Origin of the sequence: Xylanibacter ruminicola (genome assembly GCF_900142525.1) — a bacterium.
In the GTDB taxonomy this organism is placed as follows: Bacteria; Bacteroidota; Bacteroidia; order Bacteroidales; family Bacteroidaceae; genus Prevotella; species Prevotella ruminicola_A.
This window is the reverse complement of record NZ_FRBD01000016.1, coordinates 96619-118960: the sequence shown is the minus strand read 5'-3', so window position 1 is coordinate 118960 and position 22342 is coordinate 96619. Positions and strand designations below refer to the sequence as shown.

Here is a 22342-nt window from a genome sequence, read left to right as displayed (position 1 = left end):
AGATTCCATCACACTCCGGCAATTTTGTCGTGACCAAATTGCCGTATTCCAATTTTTTTGTTGTAACTTTGTCGCCGTTAGGGTATTTGTACATTGATTTTTCCTTTATGTTTGGCGATATAAAGTTACGAAAAATTTGTCAAATATCCTAATATTTTTGCAACGTATATTATTGATTGTCAGTTAATTATATATAAATAAAACCATTCGCAAATCTTGTCAAACTAGATAGAATAAATCGCGATTGATATAGCCGATAAACTATCGTTCTTTTCAACTAAATTGCAGAAGAACCATTTTGGTTGACAGTTTATTGCTTTTTTCCTGATATAGTTGACAGCCGCTTTACTGAATAAGTTGACTCTTTACTGGAATCGTTGACACCTTTACTGAAATAAAAAAAACTATGATATTTTTTTAGACAAAATTATAATACAATTAAGATAAAAAAAATTGCGCCAATTAATAGAAATATTATCTACTATTAATCAGCACAATTATTACATTTAATACCCGCAAAATAGGGATAAAAACGCCCTTATTAGACAAAAAGTATTTTTATTTACATTTATCGAACCATTCTTTCAGTGCGGCTCGGGGTGTACCCTGCTTTACGGCTTTATCAAGAGCCTCGCGAGCCTCATTTTTACGACCTAAACTCAGCAAAATATCCACTTTCGACACTGTTAAAGCGGCATCATTCGGACGTAAACGTATCGCTTCATCCCAATCATAAATGGCCGCATCATACTGTTCAAGTTGCGTTTCGTAGGCAGCGCGGGCAGCGTAGGCATCGGCGCTGTCAGGAAACATCTGCACGCTGCGGTTCAGCTCGTCTACGGCATCAGCACGGCGGTTCAGCAGCTGCAGAACGTGCGCCAAGCCAAGGTGCGCCTCCAAGTGCTCGGGGTGAATAGCCAGAAAAGCCTCGTAATCGGCGCGTGCCATGTCGTAATGGCGCAGCTGGGTGTGACAGAAGGCACGGAAATAAAGCGCCGCCAGATTGCGCTCGTCCAGCTTCAGTACCTTACTATATTCATCGGCCGCATAGTCGTACTGCGAGAGGTTGATGTTAGCCTCGGCCTTCTTCAGTCGCAGGTCGATGTTATTGGGCTGCCTGTCCAGCTGTGCTATCAGCACCGACACCGAATCGCGCCATTGCTTGGGCGTTTGCGCGTTGGCCTCGGGGCCGATCGGCCCCGAAGCTAACAGAACTAGAAATACTAGATATACTAACCTATCTAGCCTGGCTAGAGATACTAGTTTACGCATTCTTGATATAGTTTACTATCCACTCTCCTACCTCGCGCGTACCATATTTATCGCCGCCTTCCACCTGAATCTCAGGGGTGCGCACGTTGGCATCGAGCGATGCGGTTACGGCCTGGCGAATCAAACCGCCCTCCTGCTCCAGCCCGAAGTGCTCAAGCAGCATAGCGGCCGACAGGATCTGAGCTATTGGGTTGGCCAGGTTCTGCCCCGCAGCCTGCGGCCAAGAGCCGTGTACGGGCTCGAAAAGCGGCGTATGCTCGCCCAGCGATGATGAGGGCTGCAAGCCCATTGAGCCAGTGATACAGCTAGTCTCGTCGGTCAGGATATCGCCAAAAGTATTCTCGGTCACGATGACATCGAAGAAGCGAGGCTCGGTAAGCACGCGCATCGACGCGTTGTCGATAAACATATAATCGGTTGTAACCTCAGGATACTGCGATTCCATCTCCTTGGCAATCTGGCGCCACAGGCGGCTCGATGCCAGAACGTTGGCCTTGTCGACCACAGTGAGATGCTTCTTGCGGGTCATCGCCATCTCGAAACCGACTTTAAGAATTCTTTCAACTTCTGGACGGGTGTAGATATTGGTATCATACGCCTTATCATTGTCCTGATATTTCGCACCAAAATACATACCACCGGTGAGCTCGCGGATCACTACGAAGTCGGCACCGCGCAGCAGTTCCTCCTTCAGAGGCGACTTGTGCAGCAAGCAATCGAAGGTAGCCACAGGGCGCACGTTGGCAAACAAGCCAAGTTTCTTACGCATAGCCAGCAAGCCAGTCTCAGGACGGATCTTGGCGGTAGGATCGTTGTCGAACTTCAGCGAGCCCACAGCTGCAAACAGCACAGCATCGGCCTGCATGCACACCTCGTGGGTGCTGTCGGGGTAAGGATCGCCCACCTCCTCGATGGCATGAGCGCCGCAGATGGCGGGGGTATAAGTAAACTCGTGACCGAACTTAGCTGCGATAGCATCGAGCACAGCCACACCTTGTTTCATGATTTCAGGGCCTATTCCGTCGCCCTCTAAAATTGCAATATTCAGTTTCATATATTTATTATTTTGTATTGCCTACGGTTATTAATTATTATAACTCATTTATTTTTTCATTTTCTACGATGTTCAGCATCTTGAAAGTTGCCTTGATGGCAGCTTCGGTCTGGTCGGCATCAAGTCCGCGGGTGCGGAGGATTTTGCCGTTGTCGTTCCAGGTGATGACGGTCTGCACCAAGGCATCGGTACGTCCGCCTGGCGGGATGGTAACGGCGTAGTTCTGCAGCACGGGGAACGAGCGGTCCAGATACTTCTTGTAGATGTAGCGCAGCGACTTCACGAAGGCGTCGTACTGACCATCGCCGGTAGCCGAGGCCTCGTACGCGCGACCGTTAATCTCTACCTTCACGTTAGCACCAGGCTTCAATCCGTAAGCCGTTGACACTACGTAACTTACAAGTTTTACTTTATCCTCGGGTGCATCGTGCTTCAGCACGTCGCTCACAATGAACGGCAGGTCTTCCTGCGTCACTATCTCCTTCTTATCGCCCAGCTCGGTGATTCGCTGCGTTACGCGGCGCGTCTGCTCGGGCGTGAGCTCCAGACCCAGCTCCTCCAGGTTCTTGGCTATGTTGGCCTTGCCGCTGTTCTTGCCCAGCGCGTACTCACGTCGGCGCCCGAATCGCTCAGGCACCAGGGCGTTGCAATACAGATTATCCTTCTTGTCGCCATCGGCATGCACGCCAGCCACCTGGGTAAACACGTTATCGCCGATGATAGGCTGATTGGGCGCTACCACAATGCCGCTGTAGCTCTCGACAAGGCGCGAAATGTCGTTCAACTTACCCTCGCGGATGTTGGTGCGGGCGTTGAACTGGTCCTTCAGAATCACCTGCACACTCGACAGCGGTGCATTGCCGCAGCGCTCGCCCAGGCCGTTCACCGTTACGTGCAGACCTTTGGCACCGCTCAGCACCGCAGCCAGCGAGTTCGAAACGGCCAGATCGTAGTCGTTGTGGGCGTGAAAATCGAAGTGCGTGTCGGCATAGCGCTTAACCATCTTGCGGAAATACTCCACGCACTGCAGCGGGTTCATGATGCCAAGCGTATCGGGCAACATAAAGCGGCGGATGCCCACATCGCACAGCGCGTCCATCAGTTGATAGACATAGTGTGGCGACTCCTTCATGCCGTTGCTCCAATCCTCGAGATACAGGTTGACGGTGATGCCCTTGGTGTGGGCATACTTCACCTCGCGGATGATATCCTCGATGTGCTCCTCGGGCGACTTCTGCAGTTGGTGGGTACAGTGTTTCAGCGAGCCCTTGGCCAGCAGATTCAGCGTACGGCAGCCGCACTCCGCAGCCCAGTCAACGCTCTTTCCGCCGTCGATAAAGCCCAGCACCTCTACCCTCTCCAGCTTGTCGATACGGGCGGCATAGCGGCATATCATGCTCACCGCCTCGCGCTCGCCCTCGCTCACTCGCGCCGATGCCACCTCGATACGATCCACGTTCAGATCGTTCAGCAGCATGCGGGCTATGATCAGTTTCTCGTGAGGCAGAAAACTCACGCCGCTGGTCTGCTCGCCATCGCGCAGCGTAGAGTCCATAATCTCCACGAAGGGCTGTATGCGCTTGTACTTATTTACTTGTTCGCTTGTTCCCATAATTCTGTTTTCTGTTTGTTCTGCACCAGGAAGTCGATGTCGTCAAGTCCCTGCATCAAGCAGTGTTTCTTGTAGCCGTTGATGTCGAAGTGCTCGCTGCTTCCGGTAGCCTTGTTGGTAACGGTCTGATTCGGAAGGTCTACTTCCACCTCCATCTTCGGATTCTTGGCGATGCTATCGAAGAGTTCAGCCAGAAACGCCTCGCTCACTACCACCGGCAGCACGAAGTTATTCAACTCGTTATTCTTGTGGATATCGGCAAAGAACGAGCTGATGACCACGCGGAAGCCGTAGCCTGCAATGGCCCAGGCGGCGTGTTCTCTCGACGAGCCCGAACCGAAGTTCTTGCCTGCCACGAGGATGCAGCCCGAGAACTCAGGATTGTTCAGCACAAAGTCCTTGTTCAGCGTGCCGTCGGCATTGTATCGCCAGTCGCGAAACAGGTTGTCGCCAAAGAATTTCTCCTCGCGGGTTGTAGCCTTGAGGAATCGCGCGGGTATGATCTGGTCGGTGTCCACATTCTCCAAAGGAAGTGGCACGCAAGTGCTGGTAATTATATCAAACTTTTGTTTCATAATTCTTATTTTTATCGACCCCACTCCCTCTCGAGAACGTTTTCCTTCAATATTCCCCTCCTCTCGAGAGGAGGGACCAGGGGGTGGAGTGAATAAACTCTTATACCTATTTATATAACTCTCGGGGATCAGTAATGACGCCCGTGATGGCAGCGGCTGCGGCTGTGAGGGGCGATGCCAGGATGGTGCGGGCACCGGGGCCCTGGCGACCCTCGAAGTTACGGTTCGAGGTGCTCACACTCAGCTTGCCAGCGGGAATCTTATCATCGTTCATTGCCAAGCAGGCCGAGCATCCGGGCTGACGAATCTCGAAACCAGCCTCAGCCAGCACCTTGTCGAGACCTTCCTCGCGAATCTGCTTATCCACAGCCCACGAACCAGGCACCAGCCAAGCCACCACATCATCGGCCTTCTTGCGGCCTTTAACTATTGATGCAAACGCCCGGAAATCCTCTATTCGGCCGTTGGTGCAAGCACCAAGGAATACATAATCTACCTTGGTGCCCAGCAACTTCTGCCCAGCCTTAAACTGCATGTAGTTCAGCGCCTTCTCGAAAGTACACAAAAGGGACGGTTCTTTTTGTGTACTTTCGGGGATGGCGTCGTTGATACCAATACCCATACCGGGGTTGGTGCCGTAGGTGATGCGGGGCTCGATGTCGGCAGCATCAAAGGTGAGTTCCTTGTCGAATACTGCATCATCGCCGCTCTTCAACGTCTTCCAGTAAGCCACAGCCTTATCCCATTCCTCGCCCTTAGGCGCAAACTCGCGGCCCTTCAGGTACTCGAATGTGGTTTCATCAGGAGCTATGAAACCGCCTCGCGCTCCCATCTCTATCGAGAGGTTACAAAGCGTCAGTCGGCCCTCCATCGAAAGCGCCTCAACGGTTGAGCCCGCATATTCAATGAAATATCCTGTAGCGCCGCTGGTGGTAATCTGCGCCATCAGGTACAGCGCCACATCCTTGGCGGTAACGCCCTTGCCCAGCTGGCCGTTCACGGTGATTCGCATCGACTTAGGCTTCTGCTGCAGGATGCATTGCGAGGCCATCACCATCTCCACCTCGCTGGTGCCGATGCCGAAAGCCACAGCACCCATAGCGCCATGTGTAGAGGTGTGCGAGTCGCCACAGACAATCGTCATACCAGGCAGACTCAGGCCCTTCTCAGGCCCCACCACGTGGATGATACCGTTATCCTTCGACATCATGCCGTAGTGTGTCAGTCCGAACTCGGCAGCGTTCTTAGCCAGTGTGTCAACCTGCTTCTTCGATACAGGATCCTCTATGGGTTTGTCCTGATCGTGCGTTGGTGTGTTGTGATCTGGCATGCAGTATATCTGTTGGGGACGGAAACATTTCAGTCCGCGAGCACGCATGCCGTCGAAAGCCTGAGGCGATGTCACCTCGTGGCAGTACAGACGGTCGATGTAGAGCTGAGTGGGTCCGTCCTCTACCTGCTGCACCACGTGCTTATCCCAAATCTTGTCAAATAATGTGTTCATTCGTCTTCCTTTTTAAATTTGTTGATACAATCTATGTATGCCTCGACGCTGGCAGTCACGATATCCGTGTTGGCACCGAATCCGTAGTACAAGCTTCCGTCGTACTCCACCTGCATGTGCACCTTACCCACATCGTCCGAGCCCTTCGAGATAGCCTGGATGGTAAACTCCTTCAGCGTCATCTGCTTCATGATAATCTTCTTCAGCGCTTTGATAGCTGCATCTACAGGACCGTTTCCTGATGCCGCAGCCTCGAATTTCTGTCCGCTGATGTCGAGCCCGATAGAGGCCACGCTCTTCACGCCCTTACCTGTAGTAACCTGCAGGAAGTCGAGGCGAACAGCGTGCGTATCAGCAGTATCGGCGCCAGCCAGCATCAATGCATCGGCATCGCTCACCTCTTTCTTCTGGTCGGCCAGAGCCAGGAACTTCTCGTAAACCTTGTCGAGCTTCTCTTCGGTGAGATCAACGCCGTTCACGTGCAGACGATGCTTCAGTGCAGCGCGACCTGAGCGGGCAGTCAGTACGATGCTGTTATCATCGATACCCACATCCTTGGGGTCCATAATCTCGTAGGTCTGCACATTCTTCAGCACGCCATCCTGATGGATGCCGCTAGAGTGTGCAAACGCGTTACGACCCACGATGGCCTTGTTAGGCTGAACCGGCATGTTCATCAGGCTCGAAACCATGCGGCTGGTGGGATATATCTTGGTGGTATTGATGTTAGTCTCAATACCCAACTGCTTGTGACACTTCAGTATCATGGCAATCTCCTCGAGCGATGTGTTTCCTGCGCGCTCGCCTATGCCGTTGATAGTCACCTCTACCTGGCGGGCACCAGCCATCACACCGTTAAAGGTGTTGGCAGTAGCCATTCCCAAGTCGTTGTGGCAATGGGTTGAAATGATGGCGCGGTCGATATTATCAACGTGCTCCTTCAGGTACTTAATCTTGTCGAAATACTCCTGTGGCAGACAGTATCCGGTAGTATCGGGGATGTTCACAACGGTGGCTCCGGCCTTGATAACAGCCTCTACCACACGTGCCAGATACTCGTTGTCCGTACGTCCGGCATCCTCGCAGTAGAACTCCACATCGTCCACAAATCGCTTGGCGTACTTAGTGGCGGCTACGGCTCGCTCCAGAATCTCCTCACGTGTAGAATTGAACTTAAACTGGATGTGCTCGTCGCTGGTGCCGATACCTGTGTGGATACGCTTGTGCTTGGCATACTGCAGCGCCTCGAAAGCCACGTCGATATCGCGCTCTACGGCACGAGTCAGCGCACAAATCACCGGCCAGGTTACGGCCTTTGAAATCTCAATCACACTGTTAAAGTCGCCTGGACTTGAAATAGGGAATCCTGCTTCGATCACATCCACGCCCAACTGCTCCAGCGCCTTTGCCACCTGAATCTTCTCTACGGTGTTCAACTGGCATCCGGGCACCTGTTCGCCGTCGCGGAGCGTTGTGTCGAAAATAAACAATCTGTCACTCATTTCTGTTTGTCTTTTATTTAAATTTGTTTGTATATCCAACAAAAAAGCCTTTCACACTCGGAAGTGAGAAAGGCTCGTATTTAATATTTTTATGTTTACTCTTTAATGCTTCATCTACGCGCACCTCAATCACTTCCGCCTGCCCCATGCAGTCGAATAATAATTAGGCCGTTAAGTAGATTCAGACTCTTCATTCTTGATCTCAATTTTAATTTCGGGTGCAAAATTAATCTTTTTCATTGGAATAAACAAACAAATCGTAACTTTTTTAATTAAAAAACTAACATTTTATTACTTTTCACCATTTTTACTGGCATAAATCAATATCAATTCCTCATACACATATTTAATTTTATAGCGATTTTGGTTGCAAATATAAGAAATTTCTTTGTATCTTTGCATCCGAAAAGTAGTAAATAAATGAAAAAGGTATTAATATCTATTATATCACCCCTTCTGCTGTTGTCGGCATCAACTTACCTTCTGCCCCGCCCTGCCCACCAAGGCATGCAGCTAAGCGCCGCCATCAGACAAACCATCCCCGCACATGCCGACACCCTGACCAAGGACACCATCCCCGCAGGTCTCGACGACGAATTCAGATACTATTTCGACCGTCACAACGTGATGGATGAAGGTTACGAAATAGTAGCCGCCTTTGCCAACGGCAAGCGACTCAGCATAGAACCAGCCCGCCGACTAACCGTTTGGAACGTAGGAACATGGCGCAATCGTATACACGAGGGAACAGCCCTAGCGGTAGACACTGCTGGCTTTACGATTGTGGGCACCTACGATGCCGACACCATCAAGACGGGTCTCCGCATCGATACGCTGGGCACCTATCTGGGTGATTTCAGAGGCACCTCAGCCCACGGTCACGGCGCTTACATTGCTGATGGCAGCTACTTCGAAGGCCACTGGGTTGATAATGCTCGCGACGGATTCGGCATCCAACTCTTCACGCTAGCAGGCGAAGATGCCCGACTACAGGTTGGCGAATGGAAGAAAGGCCGATTCTGGGGCGAACGCATGAAGTACACCTCTGAGCGCATCTACGGCATCGACATCGCCCGCTATCAACACGGCAAGGGTCGCCACAAGTTCCCTATCAACTGGAAACAACTTGGCATCAACTACCTAGGCCGCAAAACGCACAAGAATGTTCACGGCAAGGCCGATTACCCCGTATCGTTCATCTTCATCAAGAGCACCGAGGGCATCAGCATCACCAACAAGTATTATGCCAACGATTACGCCCAGGCTCGCAAGCACCACATCCCCATCGGTGCCTATCACTTCTTCTCGCTCAAGAGTTCGGGTGCAGCCCAGGCTCAGCATTTCATCAAACACACCAAGTTCCTGAAAGGCGATCTGCCTCCTGTGCTCGATGTGGAACCCAGCGATGCACAGATAGCAGCAGCCGGCGGCCCTGAGAAGATGTTCCGGCAGATTCGCGTTTGGCTCCGTATGGTCAAAGCCCGTTGCGGCGTTTCACCTATTTTATATATAAACCAGATGTTCATCAACAAGTATTTCGGTATGGTACCCGACATTAAGCGCGACTACGATGTATGGATAGCCCGCTACGGCGAATATAAGCCCGATGTGCGTCTGGCCTTCTGGCAACTCTGCTCCGATGGTCGCGTCAAAGGCATCACAGGCGATGTTGACATCAATGTGTTTAACGGCTACAAGAGTCAGTTCGACCAATTTGTGGCCCAAAAATCGATAAAATGAAAACGATTCTGATTTTGGTTGGTAAGACCACCGACAAGCATTTCCAGGCAGGCATCAACGATTACGTAGATCGCATTGGCCACTATATGCCCTTCGAGCTATTCACTATCCCTGAACTCAAAAATACCAGAAGCCTGAGCGAGGAGCAACAGAAACAGGCCGAGGGCGAGCTGATTCTAAAGCAGATTCAGCCTAGCGATACCGTTGTACTGCTAGATGAGCATGGTAAGGAATTCCGCAGCATAGAGTTTGCCAAGTGGCTGGAGCAGAAAAGAAATACAGCCCGCCGACTGATATTCGTCGTTGGCGGACCGTATGGATTCTCGCAAGCCGTTTACTCAAGGGCCAACGAGCAGATTTCTTTATCAAAAATGACGTTCTCGCATCAGATGATTCGCCTTGTTTTCACAGAGCAAATCTACCGTGCCTGCACCATTATTAAAGGTGAACCTTATCATCACGAATAAAGTTTATATTTTACCTACGGATTATACGGATTTTACGGATTATTATCCGTCGCAGTTAATTAAATCCGTAAAATCCGTATAATCCGTAGGCCATAAAATCAAAGATTATTATAATTTTGAACAGAGAAGGTGCTGGTGCGCATGTCGCCAGTTTCAAATCCGCGCTTCAGCCAACGCTTACGCTGCTCGCTGGTGCCGTGAGTGAATGACTCAGGTGTAGCGCGACCCTGAGCCTTCTTCTGCAACCAGTCGTCGCCGATAGCCTTAGCCAACTCCAAGCCCTTCTCCAGATCGCCATACTCCATCGAGTGATTCATCGCGTCTTCATAGTGAGCCCAAACGCCAGCATAGTAATCTGCCAGTAACTCCAGGCGTACACTAATCTGGTTAGCCGTCACCTTATCTGTCTGATTCATAGCCGAATGCGCCTTATTCAGTGTACCTGTAAGATACTCGATATGATGACCTATTTCGTGAGCTATCACGTAGGCATAGGCAAACGTATTTCCCTCTACACCAAGCTGACGTTTCATCTGTGTGAAGAACGACAAGTCGACATACAATTTCTGGTCACCCGAGCAATAGAACGGACCAACCGCAGCCGTAGCCGAACCGCAGGCAGAGTTTACCTGATTAGTAAACAGCACCAGCGTAGGATACTGATATTCGCCCCAACCGTTGTCCTGGAACACCTTAGTCCAAACCTCCTCTGTCGAGGCCAGAATCTTCTTACAGTCAGAGGCCAATTCCTGTTCTTCTTCAGTAAAGTTTTCCTCGCCCACCGTCTCTGTCGGAGCCTGCATGGTCTGTTGCACAACGTTGTTCACCACGTCGGTCACATCGCCACCCTGAAGAAAGGTAAACAGAGCAATCAGGATAATACCGCCGATACCACCGATACCAGCCTTAGCACCACCGCTCAATCCGCGGCGATCCTCAACATTCGAGCTTTCGCGTCTTCCGTCTAATCTCATAGCTTTTAGGTTTATTAATTGTGAATTCTGAATTATCTTACTGTCATATGGAAACACCCCTGCTTCACCTCGTATTTAATGTAGCATCGGCCTTGCTCACGCATATCACGAAGCACCTCCGACAGTACATATTTAAGCGAGTCGTTTCGCACCGCACGGCGCGCAGGTCCATCAGGATTCTCAACCGTTTCAAATCGGTTGTAGCATATATCAATGGTAGTACCATACATGTGGCACGAGTTCTCGGTAGCATTGCCATTATGTCTGCGCAGCTTCACCACGTCAGCCTCCGAGCGCAACACGCTGGTAACTATTGGGCGATGCAAAGGTATACCCTTCACATACAAGCTATCGAAGAAAGCTGAACCGATATCCTGCAACAATACCGCCGCACGAGGCACCAAATAAGGAATACTAGAATACAGGTGGTCTACGTGAAAATATGGATTTGCACCAACATAAACCAGTTCGTTCTTACGTTTTTCAGCATCCTCACGGTCCTTCACGCGCTTAACACCCCATTTCAGGGCCGCCTGTAACTGCACCGCCTGAGTATCAGGGAAACAAGCTTTGAAGTTAGGAACGGAGAATATGCGGTGTGGCTTTGTGGAAGGTGGAATGGGATTCGAGGAACTCGTTACTCCTTCCTCGTTACTCGAACTTTCAGCCACCTCCGGAAACGCTGCACGCACCGCTGCAAGCACCAGAACCACAGCCGTAAAACTTAATAAATATCTTTTTTTTGAGAGTTTCATTTATTTTTTCCGTTTTGCGTTGCAAAGATACATATTTTTTTTGTAACTTTGTGCCCAAATTTAAAAAACTTCAGCATTTGATAGAGAAACATATCGTATTAGAAGACATTGACCCCGTGATATTCTATGGGGTTGGCAACGGGCACTTACAGATGATTCGCTCGCTATTTCCGAAACTGCGTATCATGGCTCGCGATAACGTTATCCGCGTGCTTGGCGATGAAGAACAGATGGCTGCATTCGAGGAAAGCACCGAAAAACTGAGAGCCCATGTGCTCCGCTTCAACTCACTAGGCGACGAGGATATCCTGGATATTATTAAAGGTAAGCGCACACGCGATGACGTGCCCGACGGCGTAGTTTGCTATTCTATGTCAGGCCGCCCCATCAAGGCGCGCACCCCTAATCAGCAGCAACTTATTGAGGCCTACAACAAAAACGACATGATTTTTGCCGTTGGCCCTGCTGGTACAGGTAAAACCTACCTCTCTATCGCTCTGGCCGTTAAGGCGCTGAAGGACAAGACTGCTAAGAAAATCATTCTATCGCGCCCAGCTGTAGAGGCTGGCGAGAAGTTAGGATTCCTGCCTGGCGACATGAAGGAGAAGATTGACCCTTATCTGCAGCCACTCTACGATGCACTCGAGGATATGCTGCCACAGGTCAAGCTGCAAGATATGATGGAGAAACACATCATTCAGATAGCTCCGCTGGCCTTTATGCGTGGTCGCACGCTGAGCGATGCCGTAGTCATCCTCGACGAGGCGCAGAACACCACTCCCGCCCAGATACGTATGTTCCTTACCCGTATGGGCTGGAACACCAAGATGATCATCACGGGCGATATGACCCAGATAGACCTGCCCCACTCGCAGAAGAGCGGACTCATCGAAGCCCTGCACATCCTGAATAACGTAGAGGGTATCGGCATCGTCAATCTGGATCGCGGAGACATCGTGCGCCACAAGCTCGTTACCCGCATCGTCAATGCATACGAAGAATTCGATAAAGAATATAAAAACAATGAAAGCATTAACAAAGACAGACTTTAAGTTCGAAGGACAGAAGAGCGTGTACCATGGAAAGGTACGCGATGTTTACAACATCAACGACGATCTGATGGTAATGGTTGCCACCGACCGTATCTCGGCATTCGATGTCGTATTGCCAAAGGGAATCCCCTTCAAGGGTCAGGTACTCAACCAGATTGCAGCCAAGTTCCTGGATGCAACCACCGACATCTGCCCTAACTGGAAGTTGGCTACACCCGATCCTATGGTAACCGTAGGACTCAAGTGCGAGGGTTTCCGTGTAGAGATGATTATCCGTAGCATCCTTACTGGTTCAGCATGGCGCGAGTACAAGAATGGTTGTCGCGAGCTGTGCGGCGTGAAGCTGCCCGATGGCATGAAGGAGAACGAGCGTTTCCCAGAGCCCATCATCACCCCAACAACCAAGGCCGATGAGGGTCACGACATGAACATCTCTAAGGAAGAAATCATTGCTCAGGGCATCGTATCAGCCGAGGATTACGCTATCATGGAGGACTATACCCGCAAGATCTTTGCTCGCGGACAGGAGATTGCCGCCAAGCGCGGACTCATCCTCGTTGATACCAAGTACGAGTTTGGTAAGCGCGACGGTAAAGTTTACCTCATCGACGAGATTCACACCCCTGACTCAAGCCGCTACTTCTATGCCGATGGCTACGAGGAAAAGTTGGCGAAGGGCGAGCCCCAGCGCCAGCTGTCAAAGGAGTTCGTACGTCAGTGGCTCATTGAGCACGACTTCATGAACGAGCCCGGCCAAGTTATGCCTGAGATTACCGACGAGTATGCCGAGAGTGTATCTGACCGCTACATCGAGCTCTACGAGCACATCGTAGGCGAGAAGTTTGAGCGCGAGCAGAGCGAGGACGACATTGCCGAGCGTATCGAGAAGAACGTAAGTGCTTGGTTATCAGCATTCAAGAGCCGCTAAAATATGTACGAGCAGGAGAAAATAAACCCCTATCACGATGGTGAGAAAGCCTCGCAGGTAGAGCAGATGTTCGATAACATCGCCCCTACCTACGATAAACTGAACCACCGTCTGTCGTGGGATATCGACAAGGGTTGGCGCCGTAAAGCCATCAAGCAGCTGGCGCCATTCCACCCCAAGTCGCTGCTCGATATTGCAACCGGCACAGGCGATTTCGCCATACTTTCAGCCCAAATGTTAAGGCCGGAGCGCCTGATTGGCGCCGACATCAGCGAGGGCATGATGCAGATAGGCCGCCAGAAGGTAGCAGCCCTTGGACTGCAGGATGTAGTGACCTTCGAGAAGGAGGACTGCTTACACCTATCTTATAATAGCGACACCTTCGATGCTGTTACCGCTGCTTTCGGCATTCGTAACTTTGCCGATCTCGATGCAGGCCTGCGCGAGATGTACCGCGTACTCAAACCCGGTGGTCATCTCAGCATAGTAGAGCTCACCTCACCCGTCAGCTTCCCTATGAAGCAGCTGTTCCGCATCTATTCACATACCTTCCTGCCCGTCTACGGCCGACTGATCTCGCGCGACACCAGCGCCTACTCATACCTCACCAAGACTATCGAGGCGTTTCCACAGGGCGAGCGCATGGTGGACATACTGATGAAGGCAGGCTTTGCCGAAGCCTCGTTCCGCCGACTCACATTTGGTATTTGTACGATGTATTTCGCAACTAAATAAACACTAAAAAAAAAATGGACAAGTACGGACTTATCGGCTACCCTTTAGGCCACTCGTTTTCCATCAGCTACTTCAACCAGAAGTTTGCCGATGAGGGCATCAATGCCAAGTACGAGAACTTTGAGATTCCCACGATTGACGATCTGCCCGAGATTATCGACCGCAACCCCAATCTGCGAGGTCTTAACGTCACTATTCCTTATAAGGAGAAGGTCATTCCCTTCCTCGACAGTATCTCGCCAGAGGCACGCGCCATCGGAGCCGTCAATGTCATCCGCGTGGTTCATCAGAAGAATAAGACCCTGCTCAAGGGCTACAATAGCGATGTTATTGGGTTCACCCAGAGTATCGAACCGATGATCGACCCCAAGTGGCACAAAAAGGCACTCATCCTGGGTACCGGCGGCGCATCAAAGGCCATCAACTACGGCTTGAAGTCATTAGGCATAGAACCCGTATTTGTAAGCCGTTACGAGCGCCCTGATACCATCCAGTATCAGAGTATCACACCCGATGTGGTTCGCGAGTACAACGTCATCGTCAACTGCACGCCCGTAGGCATGTATCCACATACCGACGAGTGCCCACAACTGCCTTACGAGGCGATGGACCAGCACACCATTCTCTACGACCTGATTTACAACCCCGACCAGACCTTGTTTATGCGCAATGGTGCGAAATACGGCGCCGAGGTTAAGAACGGTCTTGAGATGCTCCTGCTGCAGGCTTTTGCAAGTTGGGAATTTTGGCACGAACGCTGAAGCGCTAATTCACAATTCATAATTCACAATTAAGAGACATGGATAACAGATATATGATGAGAGGCGTAAGTGCCGCCAAAGAGGACGTGCACAACGCTATCAAAAACATTGACAAGGGAATCTTTCCACAGGCATTCTGTAAGATCATCCCCGACATTCTGGGCGGCGACCCTGAGTATTGTAACATCATGCATGCCGATGGCGCTGGCACCAAGTCGGCCCTCGCATATATGTATTGGAAGGAAACTGGCGACCTCTCTGTATGGAAAGGTATCGCTCAGGATGCTATAGTAATGAATACCGACGACCTGCTCTGCGTGGGTGCCGTCGATAACATCTTGGTCAGCTCTACCATCGGTCGTAACAAGATGCTCATCCCTGGCGAGGTTATCTCTGCCGTCATCAATGGTACTGACGAGCTCCTGGCTGAGCTCCGCGAGATGGGTATCGGTATCTATCCCACTGGTGGCGAGACTGCTGATGTAGGCGACCTGGTTCGCACCATCATCGTTGATAGCACCGTTACCTGCCGCATGAAGCGCTCTGACGTCATCGACAATGCTAACATCCGTCCAGGCGATGTGATTGTAGGTTTGTCGTCAACTGGTCAGGCAACTTACGAAAAGCGCTACAACGGCGGTATGGGCTCTAACGGACTGACCTCAGCCCGTCATGATGTCTTCGCCAAGTATCTGGCCGAGAACTATCCTGAGAGCTACGATCACGCTGTGCCCGACGACCTGGTTTACAGCGGCAAGTACAAGCTTACCGACAGCGTTGAGGGTTCGCCCGTCAATGCCGGCCAGCTGGTTCTCTCGCCCACCCGCACCTATGCTCCTGTCATCAAGCGTTTGCTCGACGAACTGCGTCCTGAAATCCACGGCATGGTTCACTGCACAGGTGGCGCCCAGACCAAGGTGCTGCACTTCGTGAGCGACAACTGCCGCGTAATCAAAGACAACATGTTCCCTGTCCCCCCACTCTTCCGCGCCATCCACGAGTGCTCAGGCACCGATTGGAAAGAGATGTACCAGGTGTTCAACATGGGTCACCGCATGGAGATCTACGTTCGCCCCGAGGTTGCCCAGCAGGTCATCGACATCAGCAAGTCGTTCAACATCGATGCCCAGATTGTTGGTCACATCGAGGAGGGTCCAAAGTCACTCACCATCAAATCCGAATTCGGCGAGTTCAATTACTAAACATATCTGCAAAAAGAGAGGTTTTCAATCGAAAACCTCTCTTTTTATGAATCGCCTCGTATAGCGCACAGCGTTACAGTGTTACAGTTTATAATTTTAACCATCGAGACTGTGAAAAAGGATCTGTTTAGAGAACTGTAACACCCTGTGACGAGAGCTTATAATCGGCAAAAAAACTAGCGGGGAATAATTACTCGCTGACCAGAATCTTTTCGATTTTACCCACGTACATGGTGTGGAAGTCGCCTTGGGGGTAGCACTGGTCGAGGGTTTCCTGATAACAGAAACCATCCTTGCTGAGCTCATGGGCGTACATCTTCTTACACACAAGCACCATCTTAGCCTCTTTGAAATATACCGAATTATCGGCATAGACAGGAGTGAGACCGGCCTTGGCAATCTTGTCTTCGTGGCGACCTGAAGTGCTGCCGAGATATGCCAACTGTTTTTTAAACGAACCGTCCAAGACACTAAGGGTGAAATAGGGCTCGGCATCGACAAACTGCTTGGTAAAGCGCGACTGGCGGATATAGATGACTGCAGTGGGATCGTTATGCCCCCAGAGGCAGCCGAGATGGCCCCAAGAAATGGTCATAGTGTTACAGCCACTCTGCAGGTTACCGGCAGTTACAAGCATCCAATCGCTTCCAATAAGATTGAACGGATTGAACTGCATTTCTTTGTAATTAATCTCTTTCATTGTATATTCTTAATTTAATTTTTTTTGTTATTGATTAATAATTTGTATTCAGGAGAACCGGCAGTGATACTCGTTCTCTTTTTTTGTCAACTAACTCGGAGACAGAGCATTGTGAGGTCGTCGTTGGCCTCGGCACCATTGCGATGCTCAGCTACCTGGGCGGCGAGGGCCTCGATGACCTGTTGGGCTGTGTCGAAGTGGGTGTTGCGCAGGATTTCAAGCAATCGGTCGTCGCTAAACTGAACCTGCTGCGGGTCTTCGGCCTCGTTGAGTCCGTCGGTATAAACAAACAGCGGACGATTCTTGATGGTATCAATCTCCTCACCTACATACTCGAGATCGGGCCACAAACCGATGGGAGCATTGGACTCCATCTGGAGGAAATCGCCATGATTAGCGCCACCACCGATTACAGGAGGATTATGGCCGGCATTACAGAAGTAGAGATGACCATTGTCCATGTTCAGCATGCCTATCCACATAGTGACGAACATGCCGTTCACGTTATCCTCGCCACCCAGCTCGGCATTCATGTGTTTGCATATCTCGGCTGGCATCAAGCCCTGGTTAGCCATAGTGCGGAAAAGGCGCGTGGCCTGAGCCATGAAGAGCGAAGCAGGAACTCCCTTACCACTGACATCGCCTACGGCGAAGTAGAGCATATTTCCTCGAACCACATAGCCATAGAGGTCGCCACCAACCTCCTTAGCAGGGGTCATCGAGGCATACATATCAAGTCCCTCGCGGTGCGGGAATTCGTGGGGCACCATCGACATCTGGATGTCGCGCGCAATCTGCAACTCGCCCTCGATACGATCCTGAGCAGCCTTGAGTTTTGCTGCACGGCGGCGCAAAACGGAATAGACAATGAAGAACACAGAGAACAGCGCGAGGGCTACGAGCAAAGCGGTGATACGAGTCTGGAGGAGCGAAGTTTCTTTCTCGGCTATCTGAGCCTCCTTATCCTTCGTATCGTAGACGGTGGCCAGCTCGGCTGCCTTATCGCGTTTCTCCCATACTCTGGCAGAATCTAACGCATAAATGATACGAGTGGCAATGGCCAAGGCTGAATCGCGACGACCTGCGCCAAGATATGCCTTGAACCTTAAAGAAACAAAACCTGCGATATTGTCGATGTTCCACTCCTTTTTCTGATAGCGCAAAATATCCTCAATATTATCTATATTCTTCAAGGCCTCTTCGTAATGATGGGATTCAAGCAGATAATCGACAGAGTTAAGGCGACCTATCTGTGATTTATAATAAGGATTCTTAATAGCCTGCTGGTAAGCAAGCGCAGCCTCATCGGCACGTCCCATACGATTAAGGAACAAGGCTTTCATCATCAGCAACTTATAGGATGTACTTTGCGCAGCAGATGTTTCACCATTTTTCTGTACATAGTCATTAAGATAGGTCTCGCCGACTTCCAACCATTTCATGGCTAGCTGATCCTGCTTCATATTAGCGTATGCAATCATAGCTGAAGTAGCCAGACGTATGCGCATATAAGCGTAGAGAGCTAAATCCAAGGAATCGCCTTGAGCGTCGGCTTCATATTTAGCTATAAGGTCAGTCGTTTTCTTAAACTGCGCCTCGGCCTCATCAAAGCGATAAAGATAGATATTATAATAGCCCAGGATAGAGTTCAGCATCAAATGATTGGACCTAAGTTTGCTATGACTGGCAACAAAATCAGGGTCGACAGAATCGAGAAACTGTCTTGTGCGTCGCAAGCCGCGCTCATAATGTCCGCTAATATAATCGAGCTGATAAGACATTCCTGCAATCATATAATGAAAGTAACGATCATCATCGTTCTCTATCTTGCGATTTAATGCAGTATCGGCAATGGCCATGGCAAGCGTATCGTTGTAATCGCTCCAATAGTTCACCCTATAAAAGTCGGCACCTATACGTCCTATAGCTCCTGCCTGCAACAGGCTATCGACAGTATGAGGTACCGAACGGGATGCAAAAACAAGACTATCAAACTTATCGGGATTGAAGTTACTTGTCTGCCGAGCCTTACCGCACGAGCCAAGAAATAATACTACAGCCACGATGGCTACAGAGAAACCGAAAAACGGGCGTAACTGATTAGGTTGCATACAAAATTTCAGGTTAAATGATTAATAATTGGCTGCAAAGATAAGCACTTTAAACGAAAAATGCAAAAAAAACGACGAATAATTGGCCGTTTGGTAATTTTTTCGTATCTTTGCACCCCAAATTAAAGGATTGAACAGAATATGGCAGAAACAAGCAACAGCATTCTACAGAAATTAGATGGACTGGAGGCAAGATTCGAGGAGGTATCGACACTGATTACCGACCCTGCAGTAATTGCCGACCAGCAGAGATTCGTAAAACTTACTAAGGAATATAAAGACCTGGGCGACATTATGGACGCCCGCAAGCGTTATATTGCCTGCCTGAACGGCATTAAAGAGGCCAAGGATATTCTGGCCAACGAGAGCGACCCTGAAATGAAGGAGATGGCTCGCGAGGAACTGGCTATGAACGAAGAGCTGCAGCCACAGCTGGAAGAGGAAATTAAGATAGCACTGATACCAAAAGACCCCGAGGACGCTAAGAACGTAGAGATGGAGATTCGCGCCGGAACAGGTGGCGACGAGGCTTGCTTGTTTGCCGGCGACCTGTTTAAGATGTACAAGAACTACTGCGAGTCGAAAGGCTGGCAGCTCAGTATAACCTACGTATCGGAGGGTGCCGTGGGAGGATTCAAGGAGATTGACTTCTCGGTAAGCGGAGCCGACGTTTACGGAACACTGAAGTACGAGAGCGGTGTGCACCGTGTGCAGCGTGTGCCAGTGACCGAGTCGAACGGACGTATGCAGACCAGTGCTGCCACAGTAGCCGTGCTGCCTGAGGCCGACAAGTTTGAGGTGCACGTGAACGAGGGTGAAATCAAGTGGGATACCTTCCGTTCGAGTGGTGCAGGTGGTCAGAACGTAAACAAGGTTGAATCGGGTGTACGTCTGCGCTATATGTGGAAGAACCCCAACACTGGCGAGACCGAGGAGATTCTGATTGAGTGTACTGAGACCCGCGACCAGCCTAAGAACAAGGAGCGTGCGCTGAGCCGTCTGTATACCTTCATCTACGATAAGGAGCACCAGAAGTATGTAGACGATATTGCAAGCCGACGTAAGAGCCTGGTATCAACAGGTGACCGCTCAGCCAAAATCCGCACCTACAACTTCCCACAGGGTCGCGTTACCGATCATCGCATAGGCTACACAACCCACGACCTGCAGGGTTTCCTTGGTGGCGACATTCAGGCTATGATTGATGCGCTGACAGTGGCTGAGAACGCCGAGCGCATGAAGGAAAACGAACTGTAATCATTGAACATTGAATATTGAACATTAAACATGACCAGACAGGAGTTAATTAAGCAGATACGCGAGAAGCAGAGCTTTCTGTGTGTAGGCCTGGATACAGACCTAGACAAGATGCCTAAAGGGCTGAAGGAGATTGTAAAGAAGGAGTATGAGGAGGAGGAAATGACCTTCGGCATGCTGCTTGAGTTTAACATCCGCATTATCGACGCAACTGCGCCCTACTGCGTGGCTTACAAGCCCAACCTGGCCTTCTACGAGGCTTACGGCATGGAGGGTATAGCTGCCTTCGAGGGTACCATTGAGTATCTGCAGGAGAACTATCCTAACCACCTAATCATCGCCGACGCTAAGCGCGGTGATATCGGCAACACATCGAAGATGTATGCCAAGACTTTCTTCGAGAACTACAATGTGGATGCACTGACCGTGGCACCCTACATGGGCGAGGACTCAGTAACACCGTTCCTGGGTTACGACGGCAAGTGGGTAGTACTGCTGGCTCTGACATCGAACAAGGGTAGTCACGACTTCCAGCTTACAGAGGATGCCAACGGCGAGCGCCTGTTTGAAAAGGTGCTGAAGAAGAGTCAGGAATGGGGTAACGACGAGAACATGATGTACGTAGTAGGTGCTACACAGGGCAAGATGTTCGAGGATATCCGTAAGGTGGCCCCCACCCACTTCCTGCTAGTTCCTGGCGTTGGTGCTCAGGGTGGCAGTCTGGAGGAGGTTTGCAAATACGGCATGATTGATGACTGCGGACTGCTGGTAAACTCTAGTCGCGGCATCATCTACGCCAGCAACGAAAAGGACTTTGCCGAGGTAGCTGGTCAGAAGGCCAAAGAACTGCAGGAGCAGATGGCTGCCATTCTTAAAAAATGAGTGACGTTAAGATTATAAACGACCCGGTTTTCGGGTTTATCAAGATACCTAAGGGCATACTCTACGGGATTGTAGAGCACCCCCTGTTCCAGAGGCTAAACCGCATCAATCAGCTGGGGTTAGCCTCTGTGGTGTATCCTGGGGCCAGGCATACGCGATTCCAGCACTCGCTGGGGGCATTCCACCTGATGAGCGAGGCTATACTCAACCTGCAACAGAAGGGCAATTTTATATTTGACTCGGAAGCCGAGGCCGTACAAGCTGCCATCCTGATGCACGACATAGGCCACGGCCCGTTCTCGCACGTACTGGAGAACACGCTGATTAGCGGCATCAGTCACGAGGAGATATCGCTGATGATGATGGAGGAGATAAACCGATCGATGAACGGACAGTTGAACTTGGCCATCTCGATATTCAAAGGCGAGTATCCCAAGAACTTCCTGCACCAGCTCATTTCGAGTCAGCTGGACATGGACCGCCTGGACTACCTGCGCCGCGACTCGTTCTACACCGGCGTGACTGAGGGTAACATAGGCAGTGCACGTATCATCAAGATGCTCAACGTGGTAGACGACTCGCTGGTGGTGGAACAAAAGGGTATCTACTCGCTGGAGAACTACCTGACCACCCGCCGACTGATGTACTGGCAGGTGTATCTGCACCGTACCTGCGTGGCCTACGAGAAGGTACTGGTAAACATGCTGAGGCGCGCCAAGGAGCTCATCAAGAAGGGTCAGCAGGTATTTGCATCGCCCGCCCTACTCTATTTCCTGGAGAACGACGTGGATGCCGAGTGGTTTGCCACACACCCGGAGGCGCTGCAGAACTACAGCGAGCTGGACGATAGCGACATCTGGAGCGCCATGAAGGCATGGAAGCACCACCAGGACAAAATCCTGTCGACACTGGCTACCGACATGCTGGACCGCCGCATCTTCAAGGTGGAGGTGCTGGAGGAAATGCCCAGCGAGGAGCGCCTGGAGGAGCTAAAGCACACCATCGCCCAGCAGATGGACATAGCATACGAAGATGTCCACTACATGATGAGCCTGAACACCATTCAGAAAGATATGTATAACGTGGATGACGATAAGATACAAATACTTTACAAAAACGGAGAGATAAAGGATATTTCGGAGGCATCGGAACTGCTAAATGTTCAGTTACTTTCAAAAAAAATACGAAAATATTATCTTTGTTATCAAAGATTTCAAAATAATTAGTTATCTTTGCACGGATATTTAATAACTTAGCAG

At 50.4% G+C, this 22342-nt stretch carries 20 protein-coding genes; 10 read left to right on the top strand and 10 right to left on the bottom strand.

Annotation, left to right across the window (positions count from 1 at the left end):
• Positions 1 to 558: 558 nt before the first annotated feature.
• From BUB86_RS11280 to BUB86_RS11255, 6 genes are all read right to left on the bottom strand, one after another.
• Entirely contained in the window at positions 559 to 1272 is a 714-nt protein-coding gene (locus tag BUB86_RS11280; RefSeq protein ID WP_073209539.1) for a tetratricopeptide repeat protein, read from the bottom strand.
• On the bottom strand, positions 1265 to 2326 hold the full coding sequence (gene leuB / locus BUB86_RS11275) for a 3-isopropylmalate dehydrogenase (protein WP_073209537.1): 1062 nt from the start codon (positions 2324 to 2326) through the stop codon (positions 1265 to 1267). Before leuB ends, BUB86_RS11280 begins: the two co-directional genes overlap by 8 nt.
• A gap of 37 nt (positions 2327 to 2363) precedes the next feature.
• Positions 2364 to 3938 carry an alpha-isopropylmalate synthase regulatory domain-containing protein gene (locus BUB86_RS11270; RefSeq protein ID WP_073209535.1) on the bottom strand — a complete coding sequence of 525 codons (1575 nt, stop codon included), beginning with the start codon at positions 3936 to 3938 and terminating at the stop codon, positions 2364 to 2366.
• Positions 3917 to 4513, bottom strand: a complete 597-nt coding sequence (leuD, locus tag BUB86_RS11265) for a 3-isopropylmalate dehydratase small subunit (protein ID WP_073209533.1) — start codon at positions 4511 to 4513, stop codon at positions 3917 to 3919. Before leuD ends, BUB86_RS11270 begins: the two co-directional genes overlap by 22 nt.
• A 106-nt stretch (positions 4514 to 4619) precedes the next feature.
• Positions 4620 to 6017 (bottom strand): 3-isopropylmalate dehydratase large subunit, encoded by a 1398-nt coding sequence (gene leuC, locus BUB86_RS11260; RefSeq protein ID WP_073209531.1) that lies wholly within the window; start codon positions 6015 to 6017, stop codon positions 4620 to 4622.
• Positions 6014 to 7519, bottom strand: coding sequence for a 2-isopropylmalate synthase (locus tag BUB86_RS11255; protein ID WP_073209529.1), 1506 nt, complete (start codon positions 7517 to 7519; stop codon positions 6014 to 6016). Before BUB86_RS11255 ends, leuC begins: the two co-directional genes overlap by 4 nt.
• A gap of 420 nt (positions 7520 to 7939) precedes the next feature.
• Here BUB86_RS11255 and BUB86_RS11250 point away from each other — a divergent pair, with 420 nt between their 5' ends.
• Both BUB86_RS11250 and rlmH read left to right on the top strand, forming a co-directional pair.
• A complete protein-coding gene (locus BUB86_RS11250) occupies positions 7940 to 9259 on the top strand; it encodes a GH25 family lysozyme (RefSeq protein ID WP_073209527.1) in 1320 nt (439 codons plus the stop codon).
• Positions 9256 to 9726, top strand: a complete 471-nt coding sequence (rlmH, locus tag BUB86_RS11245) for a 23S rRNA (pseudouridine(1915)-N(3))-methyltransferase RlmH (RefSeq protein ID WP_073209525.1) — start codon at positions 9256 to 9258, stop codon at positions 9724 to 9726. Before BUB86_RS11250 ends, rlmH begins: the two co-directional genes overlap by 4 nt.
• A 98-nt stretch (positions 9727 to 9824) precedes the next feature.
• Here the strand turns inward: rlmH and BUB86_RS11240 are convergent, their stop codons facing one another.
• Positions 9825 to 10700, bottom strand: a complete 876-nt coding sequence (locus tag BUB86_RS11240) for a neutral zinc metallopeptidase (protein WP_073209523.1) — start codon at positions 10698 to 10700, stop codon at positions 9825 to 9827.
• 32 nt (positions 10701 to 10732) lie between these two features.
• Positions 10733 to 11455 (bottom strand): DUF5715 family protein, encoded by a 723-nt coding sequence (locus BUB86_RS11235; RefSeq protein WP_073209521.1) that lies wholly within the window; start codon positions 11453 to 11455, stop codon positions 10733 to 10735.
• Between the two features lie 77 nt (positions 11456 to 11532).
• Between BUB86_RS11235 and BUB86_RS11230 the strand changes: the two genes are divergently transcribed.
• Genes BUB86_RS11230 through BUB86_RS11210 form a run of 5 tightly spaced genes read left to right on the top strand, consistent with a single transcriptional unit; the run spans position 11533 to position 16133 of the window.
• Positions 11533 to 12507: a PhoH family protein gene (locus tag BUB86_RS11230; protein ID WP_073209561.1), complete on the top strand. Its 975-nt coding sequence runs from the start codon at positions 11533 to 11535 to the stop codon at positions 12505 to 12507.
• On the top strand, positions 12479 to 13435 hold the full coding sequence (locus tag BUB86_RS11225) for a phosphoribosylaminoimidazolesuccinocarboxamide synthase (protein WP_073209519.1): 957 nt from the start codon (positions 12479 to 12481) through the stop codon (positions 13433 to 13435). The genes BUB86_RS11230 and BUB86_RS11225 overlap by 29 nt, the downstream gene beginning before the upstream one ends.
• A 3-nt stretch (positions 13436 to 13438) precedes the next feature.
• Complete coding sequence (ubiE, locus tag BUB86_RS11220) at positions 13439 to 14170, top strand: bifunctional demethylmenaquinone methyltransferase/2-methoxy-6-polyprenyl-1,4-benzoquinol methylase UbiE (RefSeq protein ID WP_073209517.1); 732 nt, start codon at positions 13439 to 13441, stop codon at positions 14168 to 14170.
• 14 nt (positions 14171 to 14184) lie between these two features.
• Positions 14185 to 14931, top strand: a complete 747-nt coding sequence (locus BUB86_RS11215) for a shikimate dehydrogenase family protein (RefSeq protein ID WP_073209515.1) — start codon at positions 14185 to 14187, stop codon at positions 14929 to 14931.
• Between the two features lie 38 nt (positions 14932 to 14969).
• Complete coding sequence (locus tag BUB86_RS11210; RefSeq protein WP_073209512.1) at positions 14970 to 16133, top strand: AIR synthase-related protein; 1164 nt, start codon at positions 14970 to 14972, stop codon at positions 16131 to 16133.
• Positions 16134 to 16323: 190 nt separating this feature from the next.
• On the opposite strand, the gene BUB86_RS11205 is transcribed toward BUB86_RS11210, so the two are convergent.
• A complete protein-coding gene (locus BUB86_RS11205) occupies positions 16324 to 16833 on the bottom strand; it encodes a flavin reductase family protein (protein WP_073209510.1) in 510 nt (169 codons plus the stop codon).
• Positions 16834 to 16919: 86 nt separating this feature from the next.
• The gene (locus BUB86_RS17050; protein ID WP_254795154.1) at positions 16920 to 18944 is read right to left on the bottom strand and encodes a PP2C family protein-serine/threonine phosphatase; all 2025 of its coding nucleotides are present in this window, start codon (positions 18942 to 18944) and stop codon (positions 16920 to 16922) included.
• Positions 18945 to 19085: 141 nt separating this feature from the next.
• Between BUB86_RS17050 and prfA the strand changes: the two genes are divergently transcribed.
• From prfA to BUB86_RS11185, 3 genes are read left to right on the top strand one after another with little or no spacing between them, the layout of a single operon-like run.
• Positions 19086 to 20201, top strand: coding sequence for a peptide chain release factor 1 (gene prfA, locus BUB86_RS11195; protein WP_073209508.1), 1116 nt, complete (start codon positions 19086 to 19088; stop codon positions 20199 to 20201).
• A 30-nt stretch (positions 20202 to 20231) separates the two neighbouring features.
• Positions 20232 to 21083: an orotidine-5'-phosphate decarboxylase gene (pyrF, locus tag BUB86_RS11190; protein WP_073209506.1), complete on the top strand. Its 852-nt coding sequence runs from the start codon at positions 20232 to 20234 to the stop codon at positions 21081 to 21083.
• A complete protein-coding gene (locus BUB86_RS11185; RefSeq protein ID WP_073209504.1) occupies positions 21080 to 22309 on the top strand; it encodes an HD domain-containing protein in 1230 nt (409 codons plus the stop codon). The genes pyrF and BUB86_RS11185 overlap by 4 nt, the downstream gene beginning before the upstream one ends.
• Positions 22310 to 22342 lie beyond the last annotated feature (33 nt).